The organism is Acinetobacter sp. YH01005, assembly GCF_013420465.1.
GTDB lineage: Bacteria > Pseudomonadota > Gammaproteobacteria > Pseudomonadales > Moraxellaceae > Acinetobacter > Acinetobacter amyesii.
In genome coordinates this window covers 230061-255226 of the sequence record NZ_VOYA01000003.1, presented here as the reverse complement: position 1 = coordinate 255226, position 25166 = coordinate 230061, and the positions used below count along the sequence as shown (strand labels likewise).

Sequence of the window (25166 nt, the reverse complement as noted above, 5' to 3'; positions counted from 1 at the left end):
TTACATATACAATCTAGACTCAGCGTACGGGCAAAAAATCACGTACAATAAAACCGTTTTCAGGATTAGGAAATTATCAATGCCACCATTTGTCTTGGTCGATGGCTCATACTTTTTATTTCGTGCCTACCATGCACTGCCACCATTAACCACTTCAACCGGTTTGCATACCAATGCAATCCGAGGTGCCATTTCTGCCATCCAAAAATTAATGCGTCGTATCCAACCGACGCACATGGCCGTTATTTTCGATACACCTGAACCAACCTTCCGTCATGAATTGTCCCCGATTTATAAAGGTGACCGTCCAAGCATGCCTGAAGAATTATCACAACAAATTCCATATCTTCATGCATTAATTCGTGCTCTAGGGATTCCGCTGCATATGTTGCCAGGTGCTGAAGCCGATGACATTATCGGAACTTTAGCCAAACGCGCTGAAGCAGCCGGTCATCAAGTTTTGATCTCCACTGGTGACAAAGACATGGCGCAGCTCGTTACTGAGCGTGTCACTTTAGAAGACAGCTTCAAAGACAAACCGATGGACGTTCAAGGCGTTTTTGAAAAATTTGGGGTGTGGCCGAATCAAATCATTGACTACCTCACGCTGATGGGCGATGCCTCTGATGGTATCCGTGGTGTACCCGGTGTTGGCGCAAAAACGGCAGCGAAACTTTTAACCGAGTACGGCTCGATTGGCGGCATTTTAGAAAATGTTGACAGTATTAAAGGTAAAGTCGGTCAAAACATTAAAGACAATGTCGAAGGAATTGCTCTTGACCACCAACTGGCGAGCATCGTTTGCGACCTCGACATGGGCCTTAAATACGAAGATTTGAAACTTGCTGATCCAAATATTCCAGCTCTTCGTGATTTATATACTGAACTAGAATTCCGTAACCAACTGCAGTCATTAGATCATCCGAACAACCCCAATGGTGCAACCTACAAACAAGCAGCCAAAGCCATCAACACCACGGCGACTGTAGCCAATGCACCCGAAGTGGAAGATCAAGCGGACAAAACCAGTGTTGATGATTTACTCGGTGAAGCACGTTATCACACAGTATTGACCCAAGAAGATTGGGATGTGTTATTTAAACGTCTGAGCACTGAAAAGCGTTTTGCCTTTGATACCGAAACCACCAGCCTCGACTACCGCGTGGCGCAGATTGTAGGTTTCTCGGTGGCTTTAGATGCACATGATGCCTATTACGTGCCGCTTGCGCATGATTATGAAGGTGCACCGCAACAACTTGATCGCGACACGATCCTGAATCAACTCAAACCTTTACTTGAAGATAATGACGTAAAAAAAATTGGTCATCATCTCAAATATGATGCACATGTCTTAGAAAATCATGGCATTCATTTGGCAGGTTGGTATTTCGATACCATGTTGGCCTCTTATGTCCTTAACTCTGTGGCAACACGTCATGGGATGGATGACGTCGCGCGTTTGTATTTAAGTCATCTCACAACGACGTTCGAACAAGTGGCGGGCAAAGGTGCAAAACAAAAGACCTTTAACCAAATTGAGCTCGAAACGGCAGCCCATTATGCCGCAGAAGATGCCCATGTGACCTATCGTCTGTATGAAGTACTCGATAAAAAGTTACAAGCCCATCCGGAACTGATCAATATTTTGCACAATATTGAAATGCCTGTTGCCCGTGTTCTAACCTCTATGGAAGAAAACGGCATTGAGCTAGATATGGACTTCCTCGACCAACTCGGTGTGGAATTTGCCAATACCATTCAAAATTTAGAAACAGAAATTACCGATCTTGCGGGTCAAGGCTTCAATGTCAGCTCGCCTAAACAAGTCGGCGAGATTCTGTTTGATAAATTAGGTTTAAAAGGCGGTAAGAAGACCTCTACAGGTCAGTACAGTACCAGTGAAAGTGTGTTAGAAAAAATCGATCATCCGATTACCGATTTAATTTTGGAATATCGTGGTCTCTCTAAACTGAAAAGCACCTATACCGATGGTCTGTTAAAGCAAGTGAATAATGACACACATCGTGTGCATACAAGTTATCACCAAGCTTTAACAGCTACAGGTCGTTTATCATCCACAGATCCCAACTTACAAAACATTCCTGTCCGTGAAGATATTGGACGTCAAATCCGTAAAGCCTTTATTGCACCTGAAGGTCGCATTTTATTGGCAGCCGATTACTCGCAAATCGAATTACGTTTAATGGCACATTTCTCGCAAGATCATGCCTTGGTCGATGCCTTCAATCATGGACAAGACGTACATAAACGTACTGCGGCAGAAGTTTTGGGTATTCCACTCGATGAAGTGACCAGCAACCAACGTCGTCAAGCCAAAGCGGTGAACTTCGGTCTGCTCTATGGCATGTCAGAATTCGGTTTGACTCGTCAGTTGGGTTTCACTCGCGAAGAGTCACGTAACTATATTGGTAAATACTTCCAACGCTACCCTGGTGTTTTAGAATATATGGAACGTACTCGCCAAGTTGCACGTGAACAAGGTTTTGTGGAAACTATTTTAGGTCGTCGTCTGTATACACCGGACATTATGGCGAGCAACAAAATGGTGAAACAAGGCGCTGAACGTGCAGCGATCAATGCACCACTACAAGGTTCTGCGGCGGATATTATTAAATTGGCCATGATTGCCGTCGATAAAATCTTACCTAAAGATCAAGCCAAAATGTTACTGCAAGTACACGATGAATTGGTGTTTGAAGTTGATGCTGCAATTGCCGATGAACTCTCTGCACAACTGACTGAAGTGATGCAGTCTGTGTTGAAAATTTCCGTTCCACTGATTGTGGAAGTCGGTCAAGGCAATAACTGGGACGAAGCACACTAATTCATTCACGTTCATTCACACCTTTCTCCTTATAGGAGGAAGGTTGGGATGGAGGTGAGATGTTTCTTAGTTAGTAGAAATATCTTGTTTTACACCACATATTAAATCCACAAAAAAGGACGCCTCGGCGTCCTTTTTAATTTAACTTGTCTTAGCTCAGATTAAAGACCAGTCAATAATGCAATTGCGACTTGCTTCATAATGGTTTCCGCAACCAACAATGCCAAAATCGCAAAAATTGGTGACAAGTCAATCATCCCCATATTTGGAAGAATACGGCGGAATGGTGCAAGTAGCGGTTCCGCCAGCTCTTGAACCACTTCAATATAAGGCGAACGTGACTGACTAAACATCACCACCCAACTCAAAATAATCGATGCAAAAATTAAGTAACGACAGAAACGGATTAAATCCTGAATCATGGTCACAAAGGTCATAATGATCAGATGGAATGGACTATTCACTGCCACGCCAGACAAATACATCAAACCAAACATTTTTAACAAATACAGAATCACCACCAACACCAAAGCTGCAGTATTCACTCGACCTTTGGCCAAAGTTGGGAAAATTCGGCTAAAGATATCGACAATTTTTGTTGCTTTTGCTGTTGCCAAAACCACAGGGTTATATGGACTCACGGCAGCAAGCTGCATTAAAAAACGGAAAAATACGAGCAAAATTGCAACGTTAATAATGATTCCAAAAATTTGAGCAGAGCCCATACTTGAACTTTCCTAAATCAAATCGAATTATTTGGTGCTTTCGCTTAACTCTTGTGCTAACTCTTGGCTACGCTTTTGCGCTGCGGCTAAAGCGGCCTGAATATTTTGTGAAATTTGAGCATGATCAAATACTTCAATCGCAGCTTGTGTTGTACCGTTTGGAGAGGTTACATTTTTACGCAACTCCGCAGGACTGTTGGCACTGGTAATCGCCATTTGTGCAGCGCCCAATGCAGTTTGTAAGGTTAGTGCTGTAGCCACTTTTTCATCCAAACCCATGTTTTTCCCTGCACGGATCATACTTTCCATCATATAGAAAAAGTATGCAGGACCTGAGCCAGAAACAGCTGTTACCGCATCAATTTGCGCTTCTGAGTTTACCCAAAGTGTTAAACCCGTTGAAGCCAAAACTTGACTTGCAAGATCACGATCTTCAGCTGAAACCGCTTCACCTGCATACAAACCATGCGCACCGGTTTGAACTAAAGCAGGTGTATTTGGCATGACACGAACAATACGCTCTGTGCCTAATAATTTTGAAATCGTTGCAATTTCTGCACCTGCAACAATTGAAATTACCAACTTCCCTTCTAGCAACCCTTGTAATGGTGCCAAAACTTTTGCCAACACCTGAGGTTTAACTGCAAAAAGTACAATGTCAGCTTCTCGAATTGCTGCAACATTATCATCGGTCACATGCAAATCTTTTTCAGCCAAAAGCTCACGTACTTTTTCTACGGGATCTGAAACTGTAATACGTGTAGTCGGGACACCACGTGCAATTAGGCCACCAATTAAAGCCTGTGCCATGTTGCCGCCACCAATGAAACTGATATTACAATTTAGAATTGCGCTCATGATTGAAGATCCGATATTGCAGATTTAGCGTTAAGAGATAATGTTGGTTGCCAGCCAGCTTGAGTACAAAATTCAGACTGCGCCAACCAAAAGCCCTGAGGCGTAAAGACGCCTAGCATAACATTATCTCGGCTTAATATTTGAATAGTATGACGCTGCCATGGAAAAATTTGCGCCTGCTGAATGGCCTTTTTCAACGGCCAACTTCCGACACGGCCATATAAATGAATTTTTTCACCGCCAAGACGTGGGCGAATCTGCAGTTGCTGCCCCAATAATTCAGGTGATAAGCCAAGCTCTGAGGGTTGAATCACAAAATGTCCTGCAGGCAACTTGAGGCACTGACCTGCAACACAAGTTACAACCTCAACCTCTTGAATGGATTCTGCTGGCAGATAATCCGCTTTGGCAATCCGATGAAGTTGCTGTTGAAAGCGCAGATAATAAAATCCATTCCAGTGTAGTACCGCTTGCGAGTCTTCGCGTGAGTTAATCACTTCTGAAACTAAACGCTGTACCATTTCAAAGCTTGGACGATATTGCCCCTCACCTTTCATCCAGTGCGATAACAACTGACGCTGACGTGCCAGACTGAGCTGTTGTAAAGCCGCCAAAGATAACACTTGCGATGAACCACAGGCCACTAAATCTTGTTGCAACACCTCAAGTAAAATTTCATCAGCATCTTGCATCAAGTAACTGGTTCGACTCAGGGCTTGCTGCATTTTAGGAAATCGATCGCTGAGTAACGGCCACAAAATTTCACGACTCCACGCACGGTCATAGTCGGTATCAAAATTGGTGAGGTCTTGAATATTTTGCACATGCAGCTGTGCTGCCCATTGGCAAATTTGCTCACGTGAAAGATCTAATAGCGGACGCCATAATGTAAAATCTTCACGTACATCGAATTTTTTCATCGCAGCAAGGCCATGGACACCCGCACCTGAAAGTAGGCGCAATATCAGTGTCTCGGCTTGATCTTGCTGATGATGCGCGAGTACTAATATTTCATCTGCTTGTAAATGTTGGGCAAAGGCTTGATAGCGGGCCGAGCGTGCTTGATTTTCAAGGTTACCTTGCGCAACCTGAACTTTTTGTATGATGAATGGAAGATTCAGCGCTGCACACTGAGCACGTACAAACTCCCCCCAAGCGTGACTACACGCTTGTAGTTGGTGATCAATATAAATCACCCGTATTTTTTCAGGGCACAAAAACGACATAAGATGCAGCAGCAACATGGAGTCCATGCCACCACTACATCCTATTAAAAATCGGCTTTGTTCAGGCAGCGCCTGAATTTGACTTAAGCAATCAGCCCTAAATTGTCGCTGCCAAACTTCATTAAACGCTGATAACGCGCTTCGCATCGTTCGTTTGCATCCATTGGTTGCAGTTCTTCTAGAGCTTGCTTCAAGACCACTTTCAAATCCTGCATGACTTTTTCAGGGTTTAAATGTGCGCCTTCCGCTTCGTCCACCACGTATTCCACAATGCCCATCTTCTGCAATTTATCTGCCGTCAATGCCAATGCTTCACTTGCTTGTTCTGCTTTCTCTGCAGTTTTCCACAAAATAGATGCACAGCCTTCAGGTGAAATCACTGAATAAATACTGTGAGATAGCATAATCACACGGTCAGCCACGCCAATACCGAGCGCACCACCCGAACCACCTTCACCCAATACCGTTGCCACTACAGGCACTTTAAGTGAAGAAAGCTGAGCTAAGCTGGTTGCAATCGCTTCGGCCTGACCACGCTCTTCTGCACCCACACCTGGGTACGCACCCATGGTATCAATAAAGGTAAAGACTGGCAGATTAAAACGCTCGGCCATATCCAATAAACGCTGTGCTTTACGGTAACCTTCGGGGTTACTCATACCAAAATTATGTTGTAATTTTTCACGTGTACTACGACCACGGTGCTGACCTACAATCATCACAGGCTGACCATCTAAACGAGCCAAACCACCAATCATCGCTCCGTCATCACCAAATAGGCGGTCACCGTGCAAAGCATCGAACTCTGTAAAAATTTCGCCAACATAATCCAAAAACTGCGGACGTTCAGGATGACGTGCGATCTGAACCGTAGTCCAGGCTTTAGATTGAGCTGCTTTATTTTTCATAGGTCGATCATTATCCCTAACTTAACTGGTCTGTTAATTGATAAATTGTTCCGACTGGATATTCAGTTCAATATCCCAATGCTTAAATTGCACCTGCTCATCATGCAAGTCTGCAACCAACAAAGGCCACTGTTTGGCATCACCAGAAACACTAAGTTGCCATTGTTGCGCATTATCCACGCTTAATTCAATGGCAGGAAGCATCTCATCGCTGCGACTATGATTTAATAAAACTGCTAAACGAAGCAATAGACATAAGTAAACAAGTTTGTTACCACCGACTTTCATCACATCGACACGTGCATCACTGCGTAACTTACGACGATGATGCGCCACTAAATGCGACAAATGATTTTGATCAATTTGCGAGAAACCCGGAATATCCGAATGTTGCAGTAAATAAGCACCATGACGATGGTATCCACTATGACTGATCGCTAAGCCAATTTCATGCAAATACGCGGCACGACGCAGTAAATCACTGTCATCACTGGTCAAATTCAGTGCGGTCGCCACACCATTAAACAGCTGTTGCGCAGTATTTACCACACGCTCAGCTTGTTTCATATCTGCGTTGTAGCGCCCCATCAACGCATGTACAGAACGGTCACGAACATCTTCATGTTGGAAACGTCCCAATAGGTCGTACATTACGCCTTCACGTAACGCGCCATCAGAATAAACCAATTTATCGATATTCAGCACATCAAAGACTGCATACAAAATGGCAATGCCGGCTGGCAAAACTGCTCGACGGTCTTCTTTTAGACCATCAAATTCCATTTCATTGACATGCTTATATTTAAGCAATTTATCTTTGAGTTTAAATAAACCGTCACGTGTCAGTTCTTCCTGATCGTTGCTCCAGCCCATATTGACACAAATCTGACGACATGCTTTGATCGTGCCACTTGAACCGACAACAGTATCCCAGCCCGCAGCTTTATAAGTGTTGGCAATGCCTGCGATTTCCTTGCGAGCAGCATTTACCGCTTTATCAAAACTTTTCAGGTTAATTTCACCATCAGCAAAAAACGCTTTGGTAAAAGCGACACAGCCCATTTGCACAGATTCTGTATGAATCGGTTCAAACTCTTCACCAATAATCAACTCTGTTGAACCCCCACCGATATCAATCACAAGGCGGCGACCACTATTTGCCATAGTATGTGAAACCCCTAAATAAATGAGACGCGCTTCTTCACGACCAGCAATGATTTCAATTGGTTTTGGTAAAATTTCAGCGGCTTTTTGAATAAATTCATGACCATTTTTTGCTTGACGCAAGGCATTAGTCGCCACAATACGTAAACGGTTAGCTTGTACAGGATTTAAACGCCCCACAAAACGTGCTAGGCAGGCTAATCCTCGTTGCTGTGCGGCTTCAGTCAAATTTTTATTTTCGTCTAGACCTGCGGCAAGCTGTACTTTTTCTGACATTGATGCAACTTTTTTCACTTCACCATGGTCTACGCGTGCGATAGCCAAGTGGAAGCTGTTCGATCCCATATCGATAGCAGCAAGTAATTCTTCATCAATCAAAAAATCAGACATTATTCAAAAAAACCTGTTCAGAATTGTGCTTAGATTAATTCACATACATGCAATTTAAAAGCCATTTATGAGTAGTTCGGGCTGAACTTATCGATTTTTTATCTGAAGCAATGATAGTCATACACGATCATCGGCATCGTGATCATCCATTAGACAAACTCGCCATTCAGGTCGAAAATTTACATAACCCCCTACATTGTTATAGTTGGCTATGTAATACTTATAAACATAGAGTCAACTTAAAAATTAATTCCGGAGCAAAATCCATGTCTGGCAATATCGTAAATACAACTGATGAAAACTTCCAAGCCGATGTACTAGAGTCTGATACTCCTGTACTTGTAGATTTCTGGGCAGGTTGGTGTGCTCCTTGTAAAGCCATTGCACCTGTACTTGAAGTACTTTCAACTGAGTTTGAAGGCAAAGTTAAAATCGTTAAAGTAGACGTAACTTCTTGCGAACAAACTGCAGTGAACTACAACATCCGTAACATTCCTGCATTATTAATGTTTAAAAACGGCGAAGTTGTAGCAACTCAAGTCGGTGCTGCACCAAAATCTAAATTGACTGCTTTCATCGAAGAAAACATCTAATATTTTTCGATAAAAACACTCGAAAATACGCTGTTTTACACAGCGTATTTTTTTGGTTGATAAATTGACAAATGCTGTGTTCTCTCTTATATTGTTTACTCAAGAAATTAAGGATCTCAAATCCTGTCATTTTCTTACAACACAACACATAAAATGCCGCTCGGCAACAGAATTGTTTTTCACATCTCTCTTCATATAACGAATCAGATCTCTGAATTGTTTTGTGCAAACCAATTGCTATCGTTTCTTGCATGATCGCGGCACATTTGTTGCTCCCTTTTCCAACCTGTACCTCAGAATTTTAGATTCTATCTGACCACCTATGAACTTAACCGAACTCAAGAAAAAACCGATTGGCGAACTCATCAAGATTGCCGAGTTTATGGGCCTCGAAGGAATGGCTCGTAACCGTAAGCAAGATATTATTTTTGCCATCTTAAAGCGCCACGCAATGAACGGCGAAGAGATTTTTGGTGATGGCGTTCTAGAAATTCTGTCGGACGGCTTTGGTTTCTTACGCTCTGCAGCGGGTTCTTACCTAGCCGGCCCTGACGATATCTATGTGAGCCCATCACAAATCCGTCGCTTCAACCTTCGTACTGGTGACACTATTACAGGTACGATTCGTCCACCTAAAGAAGGCGAACGTTACTTTGCATTATTAAAAGTTAATCAAATTAACTACGACACACCCGAAAACTCACGTAATAAGATTCTTTTCGAAAACTTAACACCTTTATTTCCAACCGAACAATTGGTAATGGAATTAGGTAATGGTACAACAGAAGACTTAACTGCGCGTGTCGTTGACTTGGTTGCTCCGATTGGTAAAGGTCAACGTTCAATTATCGTTGCACCGCCAAAAGCGGGTAAAACCATGTTGTTACAAAACATCGCTCAGTCGATTGTTCGTAACAATCCTGAATGTTTCTTGATTGTCCTTCTGATTGACGAACGTCCTGAAGAAGTAACAGAAATGGAACGTACTGTTCGTGGTGAAGTGGTTGCTTCAACATTCGATGAATCACCAGCTCGTCACGTACAAGTTGCAGAGATGGTGATTGAAAAAGCGAAACGTCTTGTAGAACACAAAAAAGATGTAGTGATTTTGCTTGACTCAATTACTCGTTTAGCCCGTGCTTACAACACCGTGATTCCGTCATCTGGTAAAGTTCTTACTGGTGGTGTGGATGCCCATGCTTTAGAACGTCCAAAACGTTTCTTCGGTGCAGCACGTAATATCGAAGAAGGTGGTTCACTGACAATTATCTCAACTGCGTTGATTGAAACTGGCAGTAAGATGGATGAAGTGATCTACGAAGAATTCAAAGGTACAGGTAACCAAGAAATTACCCTAGACCGTCGTATTGCTGAAAAACGCGTGTTCCCTGCGATGAACATCAAAAAATCAGGTACACGTCGTGAAGAGCGTTTGATGTCTGAAGATAACCTACGTAAAGTTTGGATTTTACGTAAATTGCTTCATACACAAGACGAACTTGCAGCGATGGAATTCTTGCTTGATCGCATGAAAGAAACCAAAACCAATGATGATTTCTTCGATCAAATGAAACGTAAAGCATCCAACTAAGTTGAATGTTTGACTGAAAAGGCCATCTATAACGATGGCCTTTTTATTTGGTTGACTTTGGTTACACAAAGAAACATTTGATAGATCTCCATGTAAACTTATTTTCAAGTTTATGATTATAAAAAATATATGTTAAAAAACCCTATTCTTTTTAGTAGTTTATTTGCTATTTCGCCAATATAAAACTTTCTCTTAATTGTTATTTTCTGTTAAAAAATGGCCGTTTTTCACCTATTTTTAACGGTTTTTTCAAAGTCACTAGTAGCATTTCAAAATACTCAGTGATAGCATACACGCAGACCAGTTAGACTGCTCTATGCATTTTTAATACCTATTCAAATTAGGCATAATAAAAGCACACAACAGACTAACGCAGGTTATTTTTTAATCTCATATTTTAGAGAGTGATGCCATGTTATTCAAAAAAATCGCTATTGCTGCTGCAGTTGCTACTACTTTAGCTTTCGTTGGTTGTGCTAAAAAAACTGAAGAAGCTGCTCCTGCTGCTGCATCTGAAGCTGCTGCTTCTGAAGTAGTTGCTGCGTCTGACGCTGCTGCTGTTGAAGCTTCTGCTGCTGCATCTGAAGCTACTGCTGCTGCTTCTGAAGCTACTGCTGCTGCATCTGAAGCTACTGCTGCTGCTTCTGAAGCTCAATAATCTAACCGATTATTCAGCACAAAAAGAGAGCCCTATGGCTCTCTTTTTTATTGCCTCAAACTTTAAACCCTAGTTCATAAAAAGAGCTAAAATTCAAAATACTAAGCCCATGCTTATTGAAAAATAAAAACTGACGATTTTGCTAAAAGAAAGCCATAATCAACCTCTACGACAACTCAACTCAACTCAACTCAACTCAACTCAACTCAACTCAACTCAACTCAACTCAACTCAACTCAAATATATCATCTCACTTTAAAACGAATATTCTTCAACATGACTTGTGCGATAGATGATGAACACTGCACCTCCTAAATCAAAGGCAAAAAAAAGCAGATCAATCGATCTGCTCATTTCCAACACGTTGACGGAATTTTTGTCCCGCACGGAAGGTCACTACACGACGGGCAGAAATCGGAATTTCTTCACCCGTTTTCGGGTTACGGCCTGGGCGTTGACGTTTATCACGCAACTCGAAGTTACCGAAACCAGAGAGTTTAACTTGTTCCCCAGAGATTAGCGCTTGGCTAATCTCATCGAAGAATAACTCGACCATTTGTTTTGCTTCACGACGGTTTAAACTCGTGAGCTCACTTAAATGATCAGCCATTTCTGCTTTTGTTAATGCTGTCATGAAGCCCTCAATGTCGCCTGGTAAGTGTTTTCCAACACCTGAAGTATGTTATCCATACCGGTTTTGATTTCAGCATCTTCTAATGTACGTGTTGGATGTTGCCATTGAATTGCAAATGCCAATGAGCGCTTGCCTTCTTCGACACCTTGACCAGTGTACACATCGAATAACCAAACTGCGTCTAAAAGCTCACCGCCTGTTTTTTCGATAAGTTGCTGAATTTCACTAACATTAATCTTATCACTAATTAAAAGCGCAATATCACGTCGAACCGACGGAAAACGTGATAATTCTGTAAAATTAGATACATAAGTTTGCAAAACAGCCGATTGATCCAATTCAGCTACCCAAGTAGTCGCCAAATCCAACTCATCTTCTAAAGATGGGTGTAAACGACCGAAGTAACCAATTGATTGACCATTGACTAAGATTTCAGCAGATTGACCCGGATGTAACCACGTACGCTCTGAACGTACATATTCAACATTTAAACGTGCAGAATTTAAAATCTCCTCTACATCGCCTTTAAAGTCAAAGAAATCCATAGGCTGTGCTTTACCATGCCAAGATTCAGTCGTACGCGAACCTGTTGCAACTAGTGCAAAGGTTGGGATCTGTTTGAGATCATGAATGCTGTTCGCACCTTGATAATCAAAACGTAGACCAAGCTCATAGAAACGCACACGGTTTTGCTGACGGTTCACGTTGTATTGCACACATGGGATCAAACTTGATAATAAGGTTGAACGCATCACTGCAAGATCGCTTGAAATCGGGTTTGCAAGCGCTAGTGGTTGAACCTGTGGATTCAATTGTTTCTCTAGTTTCGCATCTGCAAAGCTAAAGCTAATTGCTTCTTGATAACCCAAAGCCACTGCAGTTTGACGTAACTGAACCAATTCAAATTGGTCTTGGTATTTCGCCAGTTTGACATCAATCACCGGCAAGCTAATTTGAATATTGTCGTAACCGTGAATACGTGCCACTTCTTCGATGAGGTCTTGATAAATCGCCATGTCAAAACGGTGTGATGGCGGTACAACTGTCCACTCACCTTCTGCTTTCACAGTGACATTGCAACCCAAACGCGTTAAAGCATCGGTAATAAATGCAGATTCAACTTTATAACCGAGGAGTTGATCGACTTGCGCTTGGTTCAGTTCAATGGCTTCACGTTTTGGTAATAATTCAACTTTTTCAGCAACAGTAATTGGACCAAACTCACCACCAGCTAAATCAGCGATAAGCTGAGAAGCACGGTGCATTGCCGTCATCGGCAATTCAAAGTCTACACCGCGTTCATAACGCTGAGATGCATCAGTATGCAAACCAAAACTACGTGCACGACCTGCGATATAGAGTTGATCAAAGAACGCCGACTCAAGGAAAATTTCAGTGGTATCATCAGAAACCGCTGAACTTAGGCCACCCATGATTCCTGCAATCGCCAAAGCTTTTTGATCATCCGCAATCACCATCACGTTTTCAGGTAATTCAACTTCTTGTTCATTCAACAACGTTAATTTTTCTGCTGCTGTTGCTTGGCGTACACGAACTGAACCTTCAACTTTACCGCCATCGAATGCATGTAAAGGTTGACCCAATTCCATTAAAACGTAGTTGGTAATATCGACCAAAATACTGTGCTGACGGATGCCCGCACGAGCCAATGCACGTTCCATCCACTCAGGAGTTGGTGCTTTGGTATTTACGTTTTTGATCACACGGCCTAAATAGCGTGGGCAACCATCCGTACTAACAACGACATTTTTTTCATCGCTAATGGTTGCAGCAACTTCTGTAATCACTGGTGCAGTCACAGGGAGTTGGTTAATCACACCAATTTCACGTGCAATACCACGAATACTGAAACAGTCACCACGGTTTGGCGTGATGCTGATATCAATCACATGGTCATCAAGACTTAAATATTCACGGATATTGGTGCCCACAGGTGCATCCGCAGGAAGCTCTAATAGACCGTCGATTTTGTCTTCAAGATCAATTTCAGACGCACCGCAGAGCATGCCTTGTGATTCAACACCGCGAAGCTTGCCTTTTTTGATTTTGAAATCGCCCGGAAGTACTGCACCAATGGTTGCTACAGGAGCTTTCATGCCTACACGTACGTTTGGAGCTCCACAAACGATTTGTAACGGCTCGCCTGAACCGATGTTTACAGTAGTGACACGTAAACGGTCAGCATCGGGATGTTGAACCACTGTTAAAACTTCACCGACTACTACACCAGTAAATGGTTTTGCAGCAGGAGATAAATCATCAACTTCTAAACCTAACATGGTCAGTTGGTCAGAAAGTGTATCGCTATCAATGGCTGGGTTAACCCATGTACGCAACCAATTTTCGCTAATTTTCATTGTATAAAAACCTATTAATTCTAAATTCTTAATCCCCTCTAGCGCCCCTTTAAAGAAAGAGGACGAACCCTAAGTCATGATGGACACCCCCTCTCCTTTTAGGAGAGGTTAGGGAGAGGTATAAAACTGTTTAAGCAAATTGGCGTAAGAAACGCACATCATTTTGGTAGAACATACGCAGGTCATTAATGCCGTAACGCAACATGGCAAAACGCTCTACACCTAAACCGAAGGCAAAGCCTTTGTATTTTTCTGGGTCGATGCCAGCGGCTTGTAAAACGTTTGGATGCACCATACCGCAGCCCAAAACTTCCAACCATTTACCACGTTCATCCATGATATCCACTTCCGCACTTGGCTCTGTAAATGGGAAATAAGATGGACGGAAACGTACTTTCAAATCTTTTTCAAAGAATTCATTTAACAAGTTAACCAACAAACCTTTTAGTTCTGCAAAGCTGGTGTTTTCAGCCACATACAAACCTTCGATTTGATGGAACATTGGCGAATGCGTTTGGTCCGAGTCACAGCGATAAACACGACCAGGACACACAATACGGATTGGAGGCTGCTGATTTTCCATCGTACGAATTTGCACGCCTGAGGTATGCGTACGAAGTAAATGATTCGCATCAAAATAGAAAGTGTCGTGCATCGCACGTGCAGGATGATGACCCGGAATGTTCAATGCTTCAAAGTTGTGATAATCATCTTCAACTTCTGGACCAGTCGCAACAGTAAAGCCAGCTTTGGTAAAAAATTGGCAAATACGTTCTTGAACTTGGGTCACAGGGTGAATACTACCCACCGTTTGACCACGGCCGGGTAAAGTAATATCAATCGTTTCGCTAGCAAGCTTTTGTTCTAATGCAGCTTTTTGTAATTCAGCTTGACGAGCAGTCAGTGCGCCAGTAATCGATTCACGAACGGCATGAATTTGAGCACCAAAAACTTTACGTTCTTCTGGGTCCATTTTACCGAGCGACTTCGATTGTTCCGCGAGCTGGCTTTTCTTCCCTGTAAATTGCACTCGCACTTGGTCGAGTGTAGCAAGGTCCTCTGCTGCTGCAATCGCAGCGAGCGCTTCAGTGGTCAGGGCTTCCAGTGACATAGTAACTCTCAAAGCAACAATTTAAAAAAATAATATAAACCCCTTATTCTAACAGTTTTTAGCCGTTATGATGAAGCGCATTCACAAGTTAAAATTGCATTAGCATCAAGTTTTAAAAAAAGTATAAGATAAACACAATATCAATGGGATCCAATCTTTATGGCACTCGATCCAATCTGGAAACAACAGCTCACACTCGTCACTTATGGCAATGAATTTCTCAACCAAGGTTTGAGTTTTCAACGTTGGTTGAATCACCACATTTTTGATCAGCACAGTTTCCATTTTCGTGATTTGCTATCACAGCATTTATTGGCTCAACATTTCCAAATTTGGCTAGAAGGCTTAAAAAAACACGGGGTACAACGCTTAAGTTTACATAGCTCTAGCTTGCTAAATGATGAACAAAATCCGAATGCTAACGTTGAACTTCTTCCCTTTGCCCATTTTATTGTGAGCCACGAACAAAATAAAAAGCAGGCATGGATTTTTGGTAAAGAACTTGCCGAGTGGTATAACGCAGAAAATGACTATGAAGCACCTATATCCCAACAACTACAAATACGTCGCGAAACTTTTTGGCGCTATGAGCTGAACCATAAACTCATTAAACGCATTGAAGCGGATATGCAGTTACCCAAATGGGATGATATTCATAACTTCACTGAAGCAGAATTATTTTTGCAAAAACCGGCGGAAGGTTTTATTGAGCCGGAGGTGTTAGGCACACCTTATTATGGTACGCAGCCTGATCTAAGCAGCGAATCGAATGAATCCGCAAAACTTGCACTCTTGCCAACGGATGCACAAGCGGATTTCGCACATGACAGCTTACATTGCCTAGAAGCATTAAACCGCCATATTCAGTCTAAAATTCAGCATCCCTATCACGCAGATGGCAGCATCTATACACCTGAAGAACAGTTAAATTTGCGACATTTTGCTCAAAAAACTGAAGATTTAACGGCAAAATTTATTGTGAAAGTCGCCAATCACTATAAAACTGCACGCTTAACTCCTGTTGTTGAAAGCTCTCCTCTGGATGGTTTTAAAACTGAGCAAAGAAAATCAAATCTTCAGCATGCACACACGCCAAATCTAACCCATAAACCCGGTGCAGGTGGAGTGATTACCTTACTTATTATTACGGTAGTGATTTGCTTATTGGCTTATTACTTCGGACTTTAACTGTATAAATGTGATCAACACTAAAAAGCCCTTCTCATAGAAGGGCTTTTTTTATGAACATGCTTATGTATGAAAGACCTCAAAATTATGAGGTCGTTAAATAATTAAACGGACGAATTTCTAATCGAACGCGATGCTGATCGGCATGTTGATTAATATAATGACTGACAGAGACTACTTCCCCCTCAAGCTCTGCGTCTGCACCATACATGATTTTGACTGCCTCACCTTTGCGGGGAATCATTTCGAGCTCTACAGTAATGCTACCTTGACCCATACCAACTATTTCAGCCAACATTTTATTTTCCTTTTGTTCTTTTCTATCCATACATTAGGCATGTCGCAAAGCGCGGTATAAAGATTATTTCTGTAACTTAACTGCACTTTTTATTGATAAAACATCAAAACTTAAACATCAAAAACATAAGAGTCCAATTGTTCTAAAAATGCATCAACTGCATTTGCAGACTTTAAACGAATCCATTGAATATGTTGATATTCAGGTGCATTCATCATCTGTAGATATTTTTCACGATTCTTTTTATGGGTCTTAATCATCCACCAGACAATGGAATCTCGACCAAACATCCGCCATAAACTTTCCTGATTATTTGAATCTGGCCAAAGATCTTGTTTGGACTTAGCCCGAGAAAATGCGCGCTTTACAGAGCGGTATAAATTGACTGGAAACGGAAGGTCTAACCATATCACCGTATCTATTTCCGACCATTTCACCGGAATCGCCCGAGTATAGTTGCCATCAATAACATAACCATTTTTTGCTTTGGCAATTTCAGCTTCGATACGTGCAAAAAAGATTTCGTCAGGACACTCCTGCCAATCATCCAGCCAAAATAGGTTATCCAGTTCAATATAATGTAACCTTAATTTTTCCGCCAAAGCTCTGGAAAAGGTTGATTTTCCAGTGGCTGATGTACCGACTACGTTTATTCTTTTCATTGTCATGATGATCTACTTGAGTCTGGTGAATCTACTCCAAGATAACAGCATTGGATCTGTAGGTTAACTTTTATTCTTTACGATAATCCAAAAGATCTGCATCGATATTGATAAAATCAGGCTTTGGGGTTTGTTCAAATTGAACGGCTAATATATCTGACTGATTAGAAATGCAGGCTTTCGCGACTCGATGCATCCCATCCATCACTCGACCACTGGCACATAAAATAATGGGATAACTTAAGTCTGCATCATTTACCAATTGCAGATGTTCAATAATTTGCTGTGTGGTCGGTACAGATTTTGGAAACCAATATGCTTCATTTAACTCTTGAATGTCATTTACAGGGATTTGCTGAATCTTAAAATTTTGACTGAGTTTTACTAAACGATGTACATCCCAAATATACGTATCATCACCTACTTGGCGGAAGTGATACTGTTTGCGCACCAGGCCGTTACCTTTTGAATCAAATTCAAGCTAAGATAACTTACAATTGAAAAATAAAAAAATGATTCATTATGCTAGATCATTACGAGCAATTTATTCTTGGTTTGCAATATAACGCTCAACGCTTTTTTAACCAGAAAATTTACTATGACGAGATTTTGCACCCATGGTGCGGCCAAGCTTGCGACATTTTCTTGATTCGCGATTTTAAAACCAATGCATTACTACATGACTCAGTTGATCATTTGATCATGTATATGGCTGAAAAGCGGATTAGAACATGCTCACTTTATCCATTTGATCTTCTTTTTGAGCATGCAAAACTTAATCAACATCCTCATTTTGACTTTGTAAAAACCAACTACCCTCTTGCTGTTTTCCACAACAATTTAAATCAAGCCTTTGCACTGGTTCAAATCCAATCTGAAACGAAAATTTTAGATATCAGCCCTATTGGTGATCCTCGGGAGTTTTGGGGTGCAAGTTCCACACAATTTCATGACGCATTCGGGCTGTTTACATTGATTGAGCTCAATCAACAACAGCGGAACGAATGCTTTTGCTTTGATAAAAAATCGAGTTGGAGCAGTTTAGTAAATAGCATTCAACTGGATTTATTTGAACATCCGTTTTCTACCCACACTCAGCCTCAATTTAAACTGATCCATAATTTGTATTATTATGACCTTCAGGATGATTCACTCCCTCTTCTTTTGGAGAATCATCAAGCTTCACCTCAAGTTGGATTAAGTCTGCTTAAAATGCTCAATTCAATCGAAGCTGCTATCAAAAATTTAAAACATGTAAAAAACGAAAGTTCACCGATCCATTTATTTACAACCGAAGAATATGCACAACTATTGGATTATGAGTACAAACTGTCAGAACACCATGTAGATGTCACGTGCTATACAGCCAATCATTTCAAGCACGAAAATTTAGTCAATGATGAAGAGAAAGCTTTACTCAAACAACTACAGAAAAAATACCCCAAAGTTAATTATTTCAAGGCAACATCTGATCAAGCTCTTTCCGCCACCAACACTTCAACAGATAAAGAGCCTGAAAAACCATGGGTTGCATTTTTTTCTTTAGTTTTAATTTTTGCCATGCTATTCGCTTTACTTTATGGCTTTTATTTACTTTTTAAACAATTTGAGTTTATAAAATTTGCCGCAATCACAATTGGCATCATTGTGTTTTTAGCCATATGGTCGAAAAAATAAGATGTCTAATCAAATTCGTCCATAAAAAAAAGACCGCTAAAAGCGGTCTTTTTTTAAGTCATAAAGACTTATGCAGCTAATGCATCTTTAGCTTTAGAAGCTAAAGCAGCAAACGCAACTGCGTCATGCATAGCGATGTCAGCAAGTACGCGACGGTCGATAATCACTTGAGCTTTTTTCAAGCCAGCGATCATACGGCTGTACGACAAACCATTTTGACGAGCACCAGCATTGATACGCGCAATCCATAGAGCACGGAATTGACGTTTCTTTTGACGACGGTCACGGTAAGCATATTGACCTGCTTTGATTACTGCTTGGAACGCTACGCGATATACGCGTGAACGAGCGCCGTAGTAACCTTTAGCACGAGCAAGAATTTTTTTATGACGGCGATGAGCCTGTACACCACGTTTAACACGAGCCATTTATAATCTCCTTAGATGTATGGGCACATACGGCGAACTGAAGCAACGTCACTTACGTGAACCATTACACAGCCGCGTAATTGACGGATACGCTTAGCAGATTTTTTGGTCAAAATGTGTCGTTTGAACGCTTGGTGACGCTTAAAACCGTTTGCAGTTGGCTTGAAGCGTTTAGCTGCACCACGGCGAGTTTTCATCTTAGGCATAAGAACCTCTTTTGAACACCTGTTCGGCACGTCTGCACCATTGCAAAGACGCCCTGCAGGTAAGGGAGCGAGTATTCTAAAGCATCTTTGCTCAAAACAAAAGCGAATCTTTCTACCGAATATCGAACTTAATTAATTTTCTGATATAGATTTTCCGATGATTTTATAAGCGATGCCCAATAAGGCTTATATAATGTCGGCACGCCAACTATTACTGTCCATTATGAAACCTGCACAGGATGCTTTTGCAGCCCTACGTTATCGGGATTTCTCGATTGTTACGCTTAATCAATTTTGTCTGACCTTAGCCATTTTGATTCAAGAAATTATTGTTGCTTACTCACTGTATCAAATCACTAAAGACCCGCTAACACTGGGCTTAATTGGTTTAGCCGAAGCAATTCCTTTTATTGCTCTCTCTTTGTGGGGAGGATACTTTGCAGATCGTTTCAATAAACAGACCATTATGAAAATTTGTCTGTTTTTTTCTGTACCGATGCCACTGATTCTTTGGGGGTTATTTCACCAATACGGTCTCGGCCAAATTGATGTCACCCAACTGTCTTGGGGTATTTATGCGGTCATTTTTGGGCTTGGAACGATCCGAGGTTTCTATAATCCCTCGGCAACGTCGCTTAAACCTTTTTTAATCCCGCGGGAGCTCTATGCCAATGGTGCAACATGGACAACGATTGGTTGGCAAAGTGGGGTGATTATTGGGCCAATGCTTGGCGGTTTTATGTTGGCATTTTTAGGCCGTGAAACCAGCTTACTCAGTGTTGCGGCGCTACTAACGGTCTGCTTCGTTCTCATTTACCTACTCAATAAACGCAGTTTTCCTAAAATTGAATCTGACAATTTAAAAGATAGTTTAAGTGAAGGTTTTCGTTTTATCTGGAAAACCAAAATTGTCCTTTGGGCGATTTCACTCGATTTAGTTTCTGTGCTTTTTGGTGGCGTGATTGCCCTCTTACCGATTTTTGCCGAAGATATTTTAAAAGTGGGGCCTGAAGGTTTAGGCTACTTACGGGCAGCACCGTCTATTGGCGCCCTGATCACCATGATTGCATTGACCAAATTCCCTCCAACTCATCATGCATGGCGTAATATGTTATTGGCTGTAGCGGGTTTTGGTGTATTTACCATTTTATTCGCATTTTCAAGCAATCTTTGGTTATCACTCTTTGCACTGGCAATGACTGGGGCATGTGACAGCGTGTCTGTGGTGGTTCGTCAGACCATTTTGCAACTTTATCCACCTGAAAATATGCGGGGTCGTGTTGCTGCGGTGAATGGCATGTTTGTTTCTAGCAGTAATGAACTTGGAGCTTTTGAATCGGGACTTGCAGCAAAATACATGGGCACGATCATGGCGACACTTTTTGGTGGTTGTATGACCATGGCTGTTGTTGCAATCAGCTGGGCAAAAACACATGATTTATTTAAAGTAGATATCACCCAAAGTAATGAAAATTTAAAAAAATAAATTTACCGATCATATTAAGGGCAAATATTCATTTTGCCCTTTTTTTATGGATGATTTACACTCTATTTTTCTCCTTTATTTTAATAATTTAAGATTTATTTTATGAAAATTAAAACATTGATTTTACTGAGCAGTATTTTATGTGGTTATTCCTATGCTGATACTAACCTAAACACCATGCCCAAAGAAGTTAAATTAAAATCTAGTGATGTTAGTTGGCTTAGAACACCAAGAATTGACTTTAATGCAAATGATCTAAAAGGTAAGTCTCGTGAATTTCTTGTACGTTTATATGTAAATGAGACTGGTAAAGTGACTCAAGTCGAAACTCTCAAAAGTACAGGCTTAGATGCTTTGGATCGAAAAATCAGCGTATCCTTAAGATATGCAAGATTTAAGCCTTATATAGAGCATGGTCAAGCCACTTCATTTGTTGCTGACCTACCTATTAAACTAGAAACTATTGAAGAAAATACTGATTCCCCAAGTCGTATTTCACCTCAATGCAAAATAGAACTTCATTCAAATGTTTATGAAGCTCAAGACAAAGGCGCAAAAACCGCATTTAAATATCAACGAACTTTGCAATCTATCTATTTAGATCGAAGTCTGTTCACTAAAACTAGTCCGTCTATCTCCATAACATTCACAATGAAAAAAAATACAGTAACCACTCCAGACATTACACTGATAGAAAGTTCAGGTAATCAATATATCGATGAACAAATCAAACAAGTCATTTCCCATACAGCAGTTCAATCTAAAAAATCATGGTTTCCATTTTTTAAAATGACAGCTACAGATCAAATTCGTCTCGATAGCAGTGATTGTGAAAATAATTAAATCATTAAAATTAGCCTATAAAATGTAGCTTGATAAAAATATATCTACCTGCATTTGCTAGAGTGACCATGAATAAAAGTCGCCATTTTTTTCATTTACTATGCCTGCTATAAACCTCATGGGATCGCGAATCATGAGCATCCAGCTCATCGGCAAAGACCAATCTTCCTATGTGGTGGCTGTATGACAATGGCTGTAGTAGCAATCAGTTGGGCGAAAACACGTGATTTATTTGGCGTGGACATTACTCACCAGTCGAAAAAATAAGAGAATATTTTTCATTTACACCTTGCCAGTATTTTCAATACAGGAAATACTGCGCAGCAATATCGACTCAATATCACTCTACGACGTGATGCAAGAATAGACTTATGAAACAATATCTGTGCTTAACCCTTTTGGCCTGCGCTCCATTTTCTACAGCGTTTAGTGCTTCAACCAAAACCCATCAACTTCCGGCACAGAATATTGAAGTTGCTCCTGCGCATTTAACCACGCGTTTAAATTGGTCGGTTTTTCCAAAACCAGTATATGCCAATGAAGACCTCAAGCAACGTGATCGCGCAGCCATTATTCGTGTCACAGCGAATGCAAAAGGTACAATTACCGATGCAAGTGTTGAAGAAAGTACAGGTGTCGATCAACTCGACCGAATCTTAATTTCTGCTGTCAAAAAAGCTAAAGTCAAACCACATTTAGAAAATGGTGAAGCCAAAGCCATTATTGGCTATCAAGCGTTTAATTTGAGAGTTAAAGGCAATACGCCTGAATGTGATTTCAACTTTGATTCAAAAGTTTGGAATGCACAAAGTGCAGATAAGAAAACGCCATTCCAATATGTATCTCAACCAAAATTAGATCTCACTAGTCATGAGTTGAAACAGCATGATCGTAAAGTCAAATTTAACTTTAAAGTGGATAAACACGGACAAGTGAAAAGGGTCAAGATCAAGCAAGGCTCTGGCATTTATGCACTCGATCAGAAAGTCGTTGAAGCATTGAGAAATAGTCAAATCTCGGTTAAACGTACTGCGAGCACCCTATGGGTCTACAAAAAGTCGAACTTTAAAGATGAAATTCAGTTTAAAGTGAACGGCTGTAAATAAATAATAGATGCAACATTTCAAACAGGGATTGAATCTTTCAATGCCCTGTTTTTTTATCTCAGAAGAAACCTAAAAATATAAGATAAATACAGAGATAACGCCCGGTTTTCGCTACGGTCACCATGAACACAAAGCGCCAGAAGTTTTCTTTCATTAAACCCGCAATTAAAGTAATAGGGTCTCCAATAATCGGCAGCCAACTCAGTAGCAAAGACCAATAACCATATTTGTGATAAATACCCTGTGCCTGCTGCATTTTCAGCTCTGACACGGGAAACCATGTTTTATTTTTATAATGTTCTACTTTTAAACCGAGCCACCAATTCACACAGGAACCGAGAACATTCCCGATACTGGCCACCACAATCAGCAGCCATGGATTATGTTGACCATAGCTCAACAAGCCGAGCAATACGGCCTCGGACTGTAAAGGAAGTAAGGTCGCAGCCCCAAATGCCGCGAAGAATAAAACTAAAAATGACCACATCGAAACGAATGCTTAGAGACCTAATTTTTTCTTCGACTTCAAATATTCAAAATTTGACCAAAGCACTGCGGCAATAATCACAACGATTCTCGACCATTTATATTGTGAAGAAATCGGTTCAATCGCAGCCCGCATCAAGTTTTGATCCTTGGTATGTAAATCTGCAAGAATATTTTGCACATGCACAATTTCCGCGACAAATAGCACTAAACAGCCTGCAATACCAAAAATAATACTCCAATAGATTCTTGGGTTATTTTCAACAATACGGGTAAAATTTAAGAAAAAGTCTTTCATCGCAAAATCGTCCAACTAAGCCGTCAACAACGTGTTCTTTTCGGCAGCGCCGCATTCTAACACAGCGTTAGAATTTTCTTCCGTCCTATCTAAAATCTTAAGGTGAGTCTTTCCGCACTTTACTTTTATACATGAGACTTCTAATCTGCCACGCAAATATTGAATAATTTTAACTCACTTTATGAAAAAAATTCTTTGCTTAAGTTTTATCGTGTTATTACAAATTTTGACCGCTTTATATGCACAAAGTCCTTCTGAAGTTGCCAAACAACACGTGATTACACAAGATCAAATGATTTGGCAAAAGCGACCTATCTTTAACTTCAACAATGACGATCTGGGCAATCAAAATCGTGACCTTAGTTTTAAATTGTATGTTTTAGCCACCGGCGAAGTTCAAAAAGCTGAATTAATCAAAAGCTCTCGACTTACACACATTGATAAGCGGGTTGAGCAGTCACTTTTACGTGCCAAGTTCAAACCTTATATCGAAAATGGTGTAGCCTCCCCCTTTGTTGCCTTACAGCCCTTCTCACTCAAGCCCCTGAAAGAAAACCAAAGACCTTGGTGGAAAAAGCTTCTATTTATTTCGTAAAAAAAGAGCATGTTTCCATGCTCTTTTTTTAAACGTGTATTGCTAAGGCTTTTTGTACCGCTGGACGGGCCGTCAGTCGATCGATATAGTCTTTCACGTATGGATAATCTTCCAGCTGAATTTGCTGCCATTCATGACGCAGTGCCCAAGGCAGAATAGCCATATCTGCAATCGAATACTCTCCAGCCACAAATTTTTGACCAATCAACTGATGGTTCAAAACTTTATATAAGCGTTTAGATTCATTTACATAACGTTCAGTTGCATACGGAATACGTTCAGGTGCAAAACGACTAAAATGATGATTTTGTCCTAACATGGGCCCAAAACCACCCATTTGCCACATCAACCATTGTTCAACTTCAACGCGCTCAAACTCATCTTCTGGATAAAACAAACCTGTTTTACGTCCAAGATATTGCAGAATCGCACCAGACTCAAAAACTGAAATTGACTCTCCTCGTGGGCCATTCTGATCCACGATTGCAGGGATTTTATTGTTCGGAGAAATTCTCAAAAAGTCTGGCTGAAATTGATCATTTTCCAAGATATTAATCGGAAAAATTTGGTATTCCAAACCCATTTCTTCTAAAGCGATGGTAATTTTATGTCCATTGGGTGTACCCCAATAGTAGAGATCAATCATCTATATTCCTTTTTAATTTTCAGTAAGGCAATCTCATTTTGCTTTATGTATAACATGTTTAATCCAGTGAAAGCTTGTCAGTTTTTCTGAAAAGTAACGTTAAAATGTGAATTATCACTTTGCTTTTAAAATCACTTAAGGTACAAAAATTCAAAAAATATAATTT

General features: G+C 40.9%; 26 protein-coding genes. 10 read left to right on the top strand and 16 right to left on the bottom strand.

Going from position 1 to position 25166, the window contains the following annotated elements; translation table 11 throughout:
- Nucleotides 1-79: 79 nt before the first annotated feature.
- Complete coding sequence (gene polA, locus FTT72_RS02760; RefSeq protein ID WP_180177819.1) at nucleotides 80-2845, top strand: DNA polymerase I; 2766 nt, start codon at nucleotides 80-82, stop codon at nucleotides 2843-2845.
- Nucleotides 2846-3006: 161 nt separating this feature from the next.
- Here polA and FTT72_RS02755 read toward each other — a convergent pair whose 3' ends face one another.
- From FTT72_RS02755 to ppx, 5 genes are read right to left on the bottom strand one after another with little or no spacing between them, the layout of a single operon-like run.
- The gene (locus FTT72_RS02755) at nucleotides 3007-3570 is read right to left on the bottom strand and encodes a YggT family protein (protein ID WP_078189567.1); all 564 of its coding nucleotides are present in this window, start codon (nucleotides 3568-3570) and stop codon (nucleotides 3007-3009) included.
- Nucleotides 3571-3597: 27 nt separating this feature from the next.
- Nucleotides 3598-4428, bottom strand: coding sequence for a pyrroline-5-carboxylate reductase (gene proC, locus FTT72_RS02750; protein ID WP_078192626.1), 831 nt, complete (start codon nucleotides 4426-4428; stop codon nucleotides 3598-3600).
- Nucleotides 4425-5801, bottom strand: coding sequence for a tRNA lysidine(34) synthetase TilS (gene tilS / locus FTT72_RS02745; RefSeq protein ID WP_180177818.1), 1377 nt, complete (start codon nucleotides 5799-5801; stop codon nucleotides 4425-4427). The genes proC and tilS overlap by 4 nt, the downstream gene beginning before the upstream one ends.
- Nucleotides 5738-6562, bottom strand: a complete 825-nt coding sequence (locus FTT72_RS02740) for an acetyl-CoA carboxylase carboxyltransferase subunit alpha (protein WP_111884716.1) — start codon at nucleotides 6560-6562, stop codon at nucleotides 5738-5740. The genes tilS and FTT72_RS02740 overlap by 64 nt, the downstream gene beginning before the upstream one ends.
- Before the next feature lie 33 nt (nucleotides 6563-6595).
- Nucleotides 6596-8116: an exopolyphosphatase gene (gene ppx, locus FTT72_RS02735; RefSeq protein ID WP_168378483.1), complete on the bottom strand. Its 1521-nt coding sequence runs from the start codon at nucleotides 8114-8116 to the stop codon at nucleotides 6596-6598.
- 266 nt (nucleotides 8117-8382) lie between these two features.
- On the opposite strand from ppx, the gene trxA reads away from it, so the two are divergent.
- The 3 genes from trxA to FTT72_RS02720 all read left to right on the top strand — a co-directional run bounded on the left by trxA (nucleotide 8383) and on the right by FTT72_RS02720 (nucleotide 10958).
- On the top strand, nucleotides 8383-8709 hold the full coding sequence (trxA, locus tag FTT72_RS02730; protein WP_078192629.1) for a thioredoxin: 327 nt from the start codon (nucleotides 8383-8385) through the stop codon (nucleotides 8707-8709).
- A gap of 322 nt (nucleotides 8710-9031) precedes the next feature.
- On the top strand, nucleotides 9032-10300 hold the full coding sequence (rho, locus tag FTT72_RS02725; RefSeq protein ID WP_067731074.1) for a transcription termination factor Rho: 1269 nt from the start codon (nucleotides 9032-9034) through the stop codon (nucleotides 10298-10300).
- A 412-nt stretch (nucleotides 10301-10712) separates the two neighbouring features.
- Nucleotides 10713-10958 carry a hypothetical protein gene (locus tag FTT72_RS02720; protein WP_078192631.1) on the top strand — a complete coding sequence of 82 codons (246 nt, stop codon included), beginning with the start codon at nucleotides 10713-10715 and terminating at the stop codon, nucleotides 10956-10958.
- Between the two features lie 337 nt (nucleotides 10959-11295).
- Here the strand turns inward: FTT72_RS02720 and FTT72_RS02715 are convergent, their stop codons facing one another.
- The 3 genes from FTT72_RS02715 to pheS form a co-directional block, all read right to left on the bottom strand.
- Nucleotides 11296-11592, bottom strand: a complete 297-nt coding sequence (locus tag FTT72_RS02715; RefSeq protein ID WP_004649746.1) for an integration host factor subunit alpha — start codon at nucleotides 11590-11592, stop codon at nucleotides 11296-11298.
- Entirely contained in the window at nucleotides 11589-13985 is a 2397-nt protein-coding gene (pheT, locus tag FTT72_RS02710) for a phenylalanine--tRNA ligase subunit beta (RefSeq protein ID WP_373686884.1), read from the bottom strand. Before pheT ends, FTT72_RS02715 begins: the two co-directional genes overlap by 4 nt.
- Before the next feature lie 115 nt (nucleotides 13986-14100).
- On the bottom strand, nucleotides 14101-15081 hold the full coding sequence (gene pheS / locus FTT72_RS02705; RefSeq protein ID WP_078192633.1) for a phenylalanine--tRNA ligase subunit alpha: 981 nt from the start codon (nucleotides 15079-15081) through the stop codon (nucleotides 14101-14103).
- A 159-nt stretch (nucleotides 15082-15240) separates the two neighbouring features.
- Here pheS and FTT72_RS02700 point away from each other — a divergent pair, with 159 nt between their 5' ends.
- The gene (locus FTT72_RS02700) at nucleotides 15241-16269 is read left to right on the top strand and encodes a hypothetical protein (RefSeq protein WP_180177816.1); all 1029 of its coding nucleotides are present in this window, start codon (nucleotides 15241-15243) and stop codon (nucleotides 16267-16269) included.
- A gap of 85 nt (nucleotides 16270-16354) precedes the next feature.
- Here FTT72_RS02700 and FTT72_RS02695 read toward each other — a convergent pair whose 3' ends face one another.
- The 3 genes from FTT72_RS02695 to FTT72_RS02685 all read right to left on the bottom strand — a co-directional run bounded on the left by FTT72_RS02695 (nucleotide 16355) and on the right by FTT72_RS02685 (nucleotide 17680).
- Entirely contained in the window at nucleotides 16355-16567 is a 213-nt protein-coding gene (locus FTT72_RS02695; protein ID WP_111884721.1) for a hypothetical protein, read from the bottom strand.
- Nucleotides 16568-16677: 110 nt separating this feature from the next.
- Nucleotides 16678-17229 carry an adenylate kinase gene (locus FTT72_RS02690; RefSeq protein ID WP_180020965.1) on the bottom strand — a complete coding sequence of 184 codons (552 nt, stop codon included), beginning with the start codon at nucleotides 17227-17229 and terminating at the stop codon, nucleotides 16678-16680.
- A gap of 70 nt (nucleotides 17230-17299) precedes the next feature.
- Complete coding sequence (locus tag FTT72_RS02685; RefSeq protein ID WP_180020967.1) at nucleotides 17300-17680, bottom strand: hypothetical protein; 381 nt, start codon at nucleotides 17678-17680, stop codon at nucleotides 17300-17302.
- 251 nt (nucleotides 17681-17931) lie between these two features.
- On the opposite strand from FTT72_RS02685, the gene FTT72_RS02680 reads away from it, so the two are divergent.
- The gene (locus FTT72_RS02680) at nucleotides 17932-18906 is read left to right on the top strand and encodes a hypothetical protein (protein ID WP_180177815.1); all 975 of its coding nucleotides are present in this window, start codon (nucleotides 17932-17934) and stop codon (nucleotides 18904-18906) included.
- A gap of 68 nt (nucleotides 18907-18974) precedes the next feature.
- Here FTT72_RS02680 and rplT read toward each other — a convergent pair whose 3' ends face one another.
- Nucleotides 18975-19334 (bottom strand): 50S ribosomal protein L20, encoded by a 360-nt coding sequence (gene rplT, locus FTT72_RS02675; protein ID WP_004647525.1) that lies wholly within the window; start codon nucleotides 19332-19334, stop codon nucleotides 18975-18977.
- Nucleotides 19335-19345: 11 nt separating this feature from the next.
- Nucleotides 19346-19540, bottom strand: a complete 195-nt coding sequence (rpmI, locus tag FTT72_RS02670; protein ID WP_065994397.1) for a 50S ribosomal protein L35 — start codon at nucleotides 19538-19540, stop codon at nucleotides 19346-19348.
- A 223-nt stretch (nucleotides 19541-19763) separates the two neighbouring features.
- Here rpmI and FTT72_RS02665 point away from each other — a divergent pair, with 223 nt between their 5' ends.
- The 3 genes from FTT72_RS02665 (at nucleotide 19764) to FTT72_RS02655 (ending at nucleotide 22975) form a co-directional block, all read left to right on the top strand.
- The gene (locus tag FTT72_RS02665; RefSeq protein WP_180177828.1) at nucleotides 19764-21026 is read left to right on the top strand and encodes an MFS transporter; all 1263 of its coding nucleotides are present in this window, start codon (nucleotides 19764-19766) and stop codon (nucleotides 21024-21026) included.
- Between the two features lie 102 nt (nucleotides 21027-21128).
- Entirely contained in the window at nucleotides 21129-21869 is a 741-nt protein-coding gene (locus tag FTT72_RS02660) for an energy transducer TonB (protein WP_180005032.1), read from the top strand.
- Nucleotides 21870-22240: 371 nt separating this feature from the next.
- Nucleotides 22241-22975 carry an energy transducer TonB gene (locus tag FTT72_RS02655; protein ID WP_180170336.1) on the top strand — a complete coding sequence of 245 codons (735 nt, stop codon included), beginning with the start codon at nucleotides 22241-22243 and terminating at the stop codon, nucleotides 22973-22975.
- A gap of 58 nt (nucleotides 22976-23033) precedes the next feature.
- On the opposite strand, the gene FTT72_RS02650 is transcribed toward FTT72_RS02655, so the two are convergent.
- Together FTT72_RS02650 and FTT72_RS02645 are read right to left on the bottom strand one after the other, a co-directional pair.
- Nucleotides 23034-23462 (bottom strand): YqaA family protein, encoded by a 429-nt coding sequence (locus tag FTT72_RS02650; RefSeq protein WP_180105447.1) that lies wholly within the window; start codon nucleotides 23460-23462, stop codon nucleotides 23034-23036.
- Nucleotides 23463-23474: 12 nt separating this feature from the next.
- Nucleotides 23475-23759 (bottom strand): hypothetical protein, encoded by a 285-nt coding sequence (locus FTT72_RS02645; protein ID WP_078189584.1) that lies wholly within the window; start codon nucleotides 23757-23759, stop codon nucleotides 23475-23477.
- 181 nt (nucleotides 23760-23940) lie between these two features.
- Between FTT72_RS02645 and FTT72_RS02640 the strand changes: the two genes are divergently transcribed.
- Nucleotides 23941-24354, top strand: a complete 414-nt coding sequence (locus FTT72_RS02640) for an energy transducer TonB (protein WP_180177814.1) — start codon at nucleotides 23941-23943, stop codon at nucleotides 24352-24354.
- Between the two features lie 28 nt (nucleotides 24355-24382).
- On the opposite strand, the gene FTT72_RS02635 is transcribed toward FTT72_RS02640, so the two are convergent.
- The gene (locus tag FTT72_RS02635; RefSeq protein ID WP_168378472.1) at nucleotides 24383-25000 is read right to left on the bottom strand and encodes a glutathione S-transferase N-terminal domain-containing protein; all 618 of its coding nucleotides are present in this window, start codon (nucleotides 24998-25000) and stop codon (nucleotides 24383-24385) included.
- Nucleotides 25001-25166: the final 166 nt, after the last annotated feature.

What these genes read in the sequence shown, in the direction of transcription:
- polA (WP_180177819.1), top strand. Translation starts at nt 80, where the DNA reads ATGCCACCATTTGTCTTGGTCGATGGCTCATACTTTTTATTTCGTGCC.
- FTT72_RS02755 (WP_078189567.1), bottom strand. Translation starts at nt 3,570, where the DNA reads ATGGGCTCTGCTCAAATTTTTGGAATCATTATTAACGTTGCAATTTTG.
- proC (WP_078192626.1), bottom strand. Translation starts at nt 4,428, where the DNA reads ATGAGCGCAATTCTAAATTGTAATATCAGTTTCATTGGTGGCGGCAAC.
- tilS (WP_180177818.1), bottom strand. Translation starts at nt 5,801, where the DNA reads ATGCGAAGCGCGTTATCAGCGTTTAATGAAGTTTGGCAGCGACAATTT.
- FTT72_RS02740 (WP_111884716.1), bottom strand. Translation starts at nt 6,562, where the DNA reads ATGAAAAATAAAGCAGCTCAATCTAAAGCCTGGACTACGGTTCAGATC.
- ppx (WP_168378483.1), bottom strand. Translation starts at nt 8,116, where the DNA reads ATGTCTGATTTTTTGATTGATGAAGAATTACTTGCTGCTATCGATATG.
- trxA (WP_078192629.1), top strand. Translation starts at nt 8,383, where the DNA reads ATGTCTGGCAATATCGTAAATACAACTGATGAAAACTTCCAAGCCGAT.
- rho (WP_067731074.1), top strand. Translation starts at nt 9,032, where the DNA reads ATGAACTTAACCGAACTCAAGAAAAAACCGATTGGCGAACTCATCAAG.
- FTT72_RS02720 (WP_078192631.1), top strand. Translation starts at nt 10,713, where the DNA reads ATGTTATTCAAAAAAATCGCTATTGCTGCTGCAGTTGCTACTACTTTA.
- FTT72_RS02715 (WP_004649746.1), bottom strand. Translation starts at nt 11,592, where the DNA reads ATGACAGCATTAACAAAAGCAGAAATGGCTGATCATTTAAGTGAGCTC.
- pheS (WP_078192633.1), bottom strand. Translation starts at nt 15,081, where the DNA reads ATGTCACTGGAAGCCCTGACCACTGAAGCGCTCGCTGCGATTGCAGCA.
- FTT72_RS02700 (WP_180177816.1), top strand. Translation starts at nt 15,241, where the DNA reads ATGGCACTCGATCCAATCTGGAAACAACAGCTCACACTCGTCACTTAT.
- FTT72_RS02695 (WP_111884721.1), bottom strand. Translation starts at nt 16,567, where the DNA reads ATGTTGGCTGAAATAGTTGGTATGGGTCAAGGTAGCATTACTGTAGAG.
- FTT72_RS02690 (WP_180020965.1), bottom strand. Translation starts at nt 17,229, where the DNA reads ATGAAAAGAATAAACGTAGTCGGTACATCAGCCACTGGAAAATCAACC.
- FTT72_RS02680 (WP_180177815.1), top strand. Translation starts at nt 17,932, where the DNA reads ATGTATATGGCTGAAAAGCGGATTAGAACATGCTCACTTTATCCATTT.
- rplT (WP_004647525.1), bottom strand. Translation starts at nt 19,334, where the DNA reads ATGGCTCGTGTTAAACGTGGTGTACAGGCTCATCGCCGTCATAAAAAA.
- rpmI (WP_065994397.1), bottom strand. Translation starts at nt 19,540, where the DNA reads ATGCCTAAGATGAAAACTCGCCGTGGTGCAGCTAAACGCTTCAAGCCA.
- FTT72_RS02665 (WP_180177828.1), top strand. Translation starts at nt 19,764, where the DNA reads ATGAAACCTGCACAGGATGCTTTTGCAGCCCTACGTTATCGGGATTTC.
- FTT72_RS02660 (WP_180005032.1), top strand. Translation starts at nt 21,129, where the DNA reads ATGAAAATTAAAACATTGATTTTACTGAGCAGTATTTTATGTGGTTAT.
- FTT72_RS02655 (WP_180170336.1), top strand. Translation starts at nt 22,241, where the DNA reads ATGAAACAATATCTGTGCTTAACCCTTTTGGCCTGCGCTCCATTTTCT.
- FTT72_RS02650 (WP_180105447.1), bottom strand. Translation starts at nt 23,462, where the DNA reads ATGTGGTCATTTTTAGTTTTATTCTTCGCGGCATTTGGGGCTGCGACC.
- FTT72_RS02645 (WP_078189584.1), bottom strand. Translation starts at nt 23,759, where the DNA reads ATGAAAGACTTTTTCTTAAATTTTACCCGTATTGTTGAAAATAACCCA.
- FTT72_RS02640 (WP_180177814.1), top strand. Translation starts at nt 23,941, where the DNA reads ATGAAAAAAATTCTTTGCTTAAGTTTTATCGTGTTATTACAAATTTTG.
- FTT72_RS02635 (WP_168378472.1), bottom strand. Translation starts at nt 25,000, where the DNA reads ATGATTGATCTCTACTATTGGGGTACACCCAATGGACATAAAATTACC.